This window comes from Intestinirhabdus alba (genome assembly GCF_009711095.1).
In the GTDB taxonomy this organism is placed as follows: Bacteria; Pseudomonadota; Gammaproteobacteria; order Enterobacterales; family Enterobacteriaceae; genus Intestinirhabdus; species Intestinirhabdus alba.
The window spans coordinates 1-2,810 of sequence record NZ_WMJZ01000089.1 but is presented as its reverse complement, the minus strand read 5'-3'; the positions used below and the strand labels follow the sequence as shown (position 1 = coordinate 2,810).

At 45.6% G+C, this 2,810-nt stretch carries 3 protein-coding genes; all 3 read right to left on the bottom strand.

What is annotated here, in order from left to right; translation table 11 throughout:
- On the bottom strand, window positions 1-203 hold a 203-nt coding region (locus tag GJV78_RS22485), incomplete at its 3' end, for a hypothetical protein (RefSeq protein ID WP_155110281.1).
- Window positions 204-880: 677 nt separating this feature from the next.
- Complete coding sequence (locus GJV78_RS22480; RefSeq protein WP_155110280.1) at window positions 881-2,104, bottom strand: hypothetical protein; 1,224 nt, start codon at window positions 2,102-2,104, stop codon at window positions 881-883.
- Window positions 2,104-2,370, bottom strand: a complete 267-nt coding sequence (locus GJV78_RS22475; protein ID WP_155110279.1) for a PAAR domain-containing protein — start codon at window positions 2,368-2,370, stop codon at window positions 2,104-2,106. Before GJV78_RS22475 ends, GJV78_RS22480 begins: the two co-directional genes overlap by 1 nt.
- Between the last annotated feature and the right edge of the window lie 440 nt (window positions 2,371-2,810).

Genomic DNA, 2,810 nt, shown 5'->3' with positions numbered 1-2,810 from the left:
AGCGCGGCGAGCAGTTCAGGATCGGTTTCCGCGGTCAGGCTGCCGCCGTAAATCAGCACGGTGCGGTTGCCCTCCAGCCAGCGGTTTTTCTGCAGCGCGGGAACGAGCAGATCAATATCCGCCGGCTCTCCCGCCACCCAGAGGATGCGCACCCGGCCGTGCCAGAACAGGCCATAGCGGGAGCGTAACCGTTCTTTAAGCAACGTAATCTCATCGTTTGCCTGAGAAAACGTCGTTTTCTTTAAGGGGGAGGTTGTTACTTCTCTCTCGTCAGAAAACGTTCTGATATTCTGATAGGCTGACTTTCCAAAAAATTTTACCGAAATAGAGAAGATGATAATTAGCAGAAGCCAGCTACCCGTCATAATTATCGACAGATAAAAAAGACTCTCTTGCCAGATGGAGCCGGGATAGATACCCAGTAGCGAGGGATTAACTTTTATTATCAGACAAACAATAACGCCAATAATAAAAAAGAAGAGCAGAATCAGCCATAGATAAAATGTGTTTCTTCTTAATCCATGCGATATGTGCATCATATTTCCCCGATTCCTGATATATACTCGTCATACTTCAAGTTGCATGTGCGTTGGCTTCTGGTTACTCGTCTCATCCATGAGACTCGCCCTTACGGGCCGCCGCTGCGCAGCGTTCAAATCTGCTCCAGACAGATTTGTCGCTCACCAGAGGTTNTTCCTGACGAATTTGTCACTGGGTCGCCGCGTGATTCGGCCTGAGGGCCTCACCCCTTCGGGGCCAGCCCTGGGGCTGTTCAAAACGCGCTGCGTTTTGTCCTGCAACTCGAATTATTTAGAGCATAAAGAAAATTAAACACATAGTAATTTTAAGCGGCAACTTTGTTATTTATCTAAAACAGCGATTAAGCATCAGGTACTGGCTGTACTATTACCCACCAGTTAGCAAGATCCTTTTCTGCCTGACTGACAATCAACTGCGGAGAAGAAGTCTGTTTAGCATTATCTGATGCAAGCGCGACGGCAAGCCAGGGGGAAGTCGCCCCCGTTCTGCCAGTTTTTATGTCAATATCAATAAACTGTGAATTTTCATTAATTCCCGGAAATATTAAATTATTTTGCGTAAGCAACATCCTGGCTTTATGCTCCATTCCCATTCCTGCAACCCATAACGATGTTATCTCTTCTGCATGAGTTTTCCCCCATTGCAACGCCTGATTTGCCGATGTATTAAACGAAGCGCTATCTTTAGACTGCTCGGGTCTGTGGAGTCGCGCAATTGAAGCACTTGCATGTTCCGCAGCGGATCCACGATAAAAAAGTAACGCAACGGCTGCTTCACCCTCGCCATTTGATATTTTAGTATGTAAGTTAACGGAAAGAATAAGCAAGGCACTCATAGCGCCAGGGTCGTCCAACCATCGATCGATATGACTAAAATTAAAATCGGGCGAAATCTCAATACGGGAGGAAACAGGCAGATATGAAGAAATAGCTAACTGAATATTTTTGTGCTCAATACACCTTAAGGCATCATCACTTCCCGCCTGTATTACTACCGTTAAAGGCTCACTGGTAGAATGTTGTGCTAAAACGGCCTTAAGTGCACGATCTTCCAAAAGCGTAATCAGCATCTTTATAACTCGTTCAGAAAATGTCCCCTCCGGATCGGGAAAACTGGCCTGATAGCTAACAGAACGGGCGTGCTCATCCGCTACAGCCGGCAGCGCTATGCCCTGCGGCAATATAAACTGCCGGCTGAGTGATGCAGATGTCACAATGTGCGGTAGCCTGACGCTTACGCCCTTCAGTAACAGATAACGCTGACCGCGCCGGATTTGCGCTTGTATATCCCGCTCACGCTCCCGATCCCAACCATCAGCAACGGATTCAGAAGCCAGATAAAAAAGCCAGCGAAAGGAAAACAATAGGGACCAACTCATCAGCGGCAGCGTAAGAAAGAGATGCCAAAAAATAATATCCTGATCAACTGATTGTACTGAGCATAGCCAATACGTGAAAAGACCGCTGCAGGCGATAAAAATGCACAATGCTACCAGCCATCTTTTTAATAGTGGCGGTTGTCTACGCCTGGCGATTTCCGGAATAGCAGAAAGATTAACCGGCATCACTTACTCGTTGTTGCATTATTAAGGGAAGAGATTAACGTACAGCCACAGGTACATCTATAGCCATGAAAAGCCACTGGCACTCCGTTATCTCTCAGCGTTGGATGCCCTTCGGATATAAATGAAGGATTGTGCCCCGGAATTGGGCAGCTCACCGGATCATTTAAACGAGCAACGCCAATGCCATGAAAAATCATTGTACCTGAACCAGCCAGAACCATTCCGCCATGCGTTGTCTTATCGCCGATGCGTACAATTCCTTTCATTTATTAACCATCCTTAATTATACAATTAACACATATAAAGAAATGATGTTTATTTCAGAACTACTTTATTACAGCCAGGGTTAATAGATATTTATCTAATAAGGCAAGACATGATTGTCATCATTAACTGTTTGTACCCGTCATACTTCAAGCTGCATGTGCGTTGGCTTTATTCGGACCAGGAGCCTCCCCCCTTCGGGGCCAACTCTGGGGCTGTTCAAAACGCGCTGCGTTTTGTTCTGCAACTCAAATTATTTAGGTATGTAGATATAATTTAAACGAATTACATAATGAACGCTTTAATTTACCGAAGATAAATTTTAAACAGCCAACCGATAATGCTTTAAGCAATAAGTGCTAATTTTTAGTACGATAGTGCACTTCAACGCTCTGTTTTAACCCCCGCCTCACTCCTTCTTCCCGGCGGAGGGCCTGAATAT